This window comes from Flavobacterium sp. ACAM 123 (assembly GCF_000264055.1).
GTDB lineage: Bacteria > Bacteroidota > Bacteroidia > Flavobacteriales > Flavobacteriaceae > Flavobacterium.
The window spans coordinates 1-3,958 of sequence record NZ_AJXL01000182.1 but is presented as its reverse complement, the minus strand read 5'-3'; the positions used below and the strand labels follow the sequence as shown (position 1 = coordinate 3,958).

General features: G+C 33.1%; 3 protein-coding genes. 2 read left to right on the top strand and 1 reads right to left on the bottom strand.

The features are described from left to right. Positions 1 to 383: 383 nt before the first annotated feature. Positions 384 to 815 carry a ribose 5-phosphate isomerase B gene (gene rpiB, locus A3SG_RS0117825; RefSeq protein WP_016991352.1) on the top strand — a complete coding sequence of 144 codons (432 nt, stop codon included), beginning with the start codon at positions 384 to 386 and terminating at the stop codon, positions 813 to 815. 295 nt (positions 816 to 1,110) lie between these two features. Here the strand turns inward: rpiB and A3SG_RS0117820 are convergent, their stop codons facing one another. Then, complete coding sequence (locus tag A3SG_RS0117820) at positions 1,111 to 1,398, bottom strand: DUF1294 domain-containing protein (RefSeq protein WP_016991351.1); 288 nt, start codon at positions 1,396 to 1,398, stop codon at positions 1,111 to 1,113. Positions 1,399 to 1,452: 54 nt separating this feature from the next. Here A3SG_RS0117820 and A3SG_RS0117815 point away from each other — a divergent pair, with 54 nt between their 5' ends. Then, positions 1,453 to 3,576, top strand: a complete 2,124-nt coding sequence (locus A3SG_RS0117815) for a Tex family protein (RefSeq protein ID WP_016991350.1) — start codon at positions 1,453 to 1,455, stop codon at positions 3,574 to 3,576. Positions 3,577 to 3,958: the final 382 nt, after the last annotated feature.

Sequence of the window (3,958 nt, the reverse complement as noted above, 5' to 3'; positions counted from 1 at the left end):
ATCACTAAAGTAAATTTGGATTTCTAATATGGGTTTTGGATTAGTTATTTTTTTAATACTACAGAAAAATAGTTCTAATATTCTATCTGAAGTTATCAACAATCAATGTTAATTTAAAGTTAACTGAATATCAAGCAATTGCGTTTCTCTATTAACAATGCAAAATTTTAACATTTTAAATTTATATTATTTATTGATTATCAATATTTTATGAAATTATAAAAATTGTTAATAACCATTACGGCATTAGTAATGTGCTTGTTAAGGTCCAGTAAAATAGAGGACTAATACCCGTAGTTGTTTTTTACAAATAAAGAATTCTATACTTTAATAATACAAAATTGTTTTGGTAAATTTGCAGCGCACAACTTAATACAAATAAAATGAAAATAGCAATTGGAAATGACCACGCTGGTCCCGAATATAAAAAAGCTATCTTAGATATGCTTAAAGCAAAAGGATACGAGGTAAGAAATTATGGAACGGATTCAACAGATAGTGTCGATTATCCTGATTTTGGTCATCCTGTTGCAACTGATGTAGCTGAAGGAAATGCTGATTTTGGAATCGTTATTTGCGGAAGCGGCAATGGAATTGCGATGACTGCAAATAAACATCCAAAAGTACGTGCTGCTTTATGTTGGATGAAAGAGATAGCTTTTTTAGCGCGTCAACACAATGACGCTAATATTATTAGTATTCCAGCTCGTTATACTTCTATTCCACAAGCGGTAGAGATGGTAGAAACTTTTATAAATACGGAATTTGAAGGAGGTAGACACCAAAACAGAGTGAATAAAATTGCCTGTTGTTAATTTTATAAATCGCGATTTTTTCTATTAAATATTTTAAAAAAACAGCCCAATAATTTTACGATTATTGGGCTTTTTTTTTATTATCATTAGCAGTTCATTTTATTGTAAGGACCGCGTTAACGTCAATTTAATTAATATATTGAATGTATTGACGTTTTTTTATCTATATCGAAAAACAATTGCAAGGGAAATTATTTAAAAGGTTGGAAAATCAAAAAGTAAATTCCCAACTGCTTTTGTAAAACTCTGTCCTGAAGCGACTTTCAAAGAAATAAAAAGAGTAAGTACTTCGATTTTATAATGTTATTTTCTCTATAAGATTATAGTGATAAAGAAAGTAAAAGAGGAGTATTTGTATAACAATAAGGAACCAAAACTTCAAAATATAACTTCTTTTTGATATTTTATGTCTAAAAACAAGCATTGCAAATCCGGAACCTATTGTTCCTCCAATTGATACAAAAGCTAAAAGTGTTTTCTCAGAAATGCGACTTTTATGGTTTTTGGCTAGATATTTATCGTAGCCTATTAAAATAAAAGCAATTAGATTAACAATTAAAAAATAGTAGAATAAAATAACCATTTAACTCAATTTAAGTTCCAAAGATATTATTTTAGCTGTTCGAAAAAAACTAAAATGACTAACATACAATTTATATCAAAATCAGTTGCGACAGCAGCAACTAATATTGAAAAAACCGTCCGATTATTACAAGAAGATTGTACGATTCCGTTTATTTCTCGCTATCGTAAAGATACCACTGGAAACCTTGATGAAGTTCAAATTGAAAATATAGCGAAATTTCAAAAAGAGTACGAAGCCATCGTAAAACGTAAAGACGCTATTTTAAAATCAATCATGGAGCAAGGCGGTATGAACGAATCGTTGTTTGCTAAAATTGATAAAAGTTTTGATATACAGGAACTTGAAGATTTCTATTTGCCGTATAAAAAGAAAAAAATAACGAAAGCAGACGTCGCCCGTAAAAACGGCTTAGAGCCACTGGCTAAAATTATTTTGGCGCAAAATAATGAAGATGTTGATTTTATGGCTACGCAGTATTTAAACGATAATATCATTAATGAAGATGCCGCTTTGCAAGGGGCAAGAGATATTATTGCGGAATGGATAAATGAAAATATTTATGTTCGTAAACAACTTAGACGCCTTTATCAGCGTACAGCAACTATCAACACCAAGGTAGTAAAAAAGCAAAAAGAAGAGGAAAAAGCACAAAAATTTGATCAATACTTTGATTGGTCAGAACCATTAAGTAAAGCACCGTCTCATCGATTATTAGCGATGCTTCGCGCGGTCAACGAAGGTTTTGTAAAATTAAAAGTGGAGGTTGATGTTGATGCCGCTTACGATAGTATAGATGCGGTGATTTTAAAAAGTCAAAACAAAACTACCCCGCACATACAACTTGCTATTGAAGACAGTTTTAAAAGATTATTGAATCCGGCTATTTCAAATGAAACCTTACAGGAAGCTAAATCTAAAGCGGACATAAATTCTATCCAGGTTTTTGCCAATAATTTAGGACAATTGCTATTAGCGCCACCTTTAGGCGAAAAGAGAATTTTGGCGATTGACCCAGGATTTCGCTCCGGTTGTAAAATTGTCTGTTTGGATGAAAAAGGTGATTTATTGTATAATGAAACTATTTATCCGCATGCGCCCCAAAAAGAGGAAGCGATGGCGATTAAAAAAATTCGTTCGATGGTGAACTCGTATAAAATAGATGCAATCTCGATAGGAAACGGAACGGCTTCCCGTGAAACAGAGTTTTTAATCAAGAAAATCGCATTTGATAAACCGGTTCAGGTATTTATAGTTTCAGAAGCTGGAGCTTCGGTGTATTCAGCATCCAAAATTGCTCGGGAAGAGTTTCCAAATTACGATGTTACTGTTCGTGGTTCGGTTTCTATCGGGAGACGACTGTCAGATCCTTTGGCTGAATTGGTTAAAATTGACCCAAAAGCCATTGGCGTAGGCCAATATCAACATGATGTAGATCAAACTAAATTGAAAGAAGAATTAGACAATACTGTAATTCGTTGTGTAAACTCCGTTGGAATAAACATAAACACCGCTAGTAAACACTTACTGAGTTATGTGAGTGGAATAGGAGAGAAGCTTGCCGAAAATATTGTGCACTATCGTTCAGAAAATGGTCCTTTCGAAAATAGAAAGCAATTGAAAAAAGTACCTCGACTAGGTGAAAAAGCATACCAACAAGGAGCGGCTTTTATTAGGATTTCGAACGCTAAAAATCCGTTAGATAATTCGGCTGTTCACCCAGAGGCCTATGGAATAGTGGAAAAAATGGCCAAAGATTTAAAATTGACCGTTAACGATTTAATTGCCAATAAAGAAAAAACAGTCTTGATAAAACTGGAGAATTACATCACTCCAGAAATAGGGTTATTAACTTTAAAAGACATTATCAAAGAGCTTGAAAAACCAGGATTAGATCCCAGAAAGTCGGCAAAGGTTTTTGAGTTTGATCCGAATGTAAAATCGATTAAAGATATAAAGTCAGGAATGATTCTACCGGGAATTGTCAACAACATCACTAATTTTGGTTGTTTTGTTGATATAGGGGTTAAAGAAAGTGGTTTAGTTCACATCTCCCAGCTCAAAGCAGGCTTTGTAAGCGATGTCAATGAAGTAGTAAAGTTGCATCAGCATGTTATCGTCAAAGTCACGGAGGTAGATGAGGATAGAAAAAGAATTCAGTTGACAATGGTGCTATGATAAGTTTTAAATTTCCACTTCGTTTGTCACGCTGAAAGCGTCTCAGAAATTGTGATTAAGGAAAGTAGAGACTCTTTCAGAGTGACAATATTGGGTGATAAGTATTGGATTATAAGGTTTGAGAAAAAGTAATTGATACTGTTGATTAGCAATTCAAACTCTACACTGTTTGTCTCGATGAAAGCGCTTTAGAAATAGGTAGTAATAAATGCAGAAACTCTTTCAGAGTGACAAATATTGGGTCATAAAGTTTATAAAAAAATATATTTGACAAAGTGTAGTCACAATAAAAATCCTTACAGATTGTCTCGCTGAAAGCGTCCCACTAAAAGTGAGTAATAGGTTTGAAGGCTCTATAGAATTGGACATTTAAAAGTAAAAA

Bases quoted from the DNA above. Each gene is read 5' to 3' on its own strand.
- rpiB (WP_016991352.1), top strand. From the start codon at position 384: ATGAAAATAGCAATTGGAAATGACCACGCTGGTCCCGAATATAAAAAA.
- A3SG_RS0117820 (WP_016991351.1), bottom strand. From the start codon at position 1,398: ATGGTTATTTTATTCTACTATTTTTTAATTGTTAATCTAATTGCTTTT.
- A3SG_RS0117815 (WP_016991350.1), top strand. From the start codon at position 1,453: ATGACTAACATACAATTTATATCAAAATCAGTTGCGACAGCAGCAACT.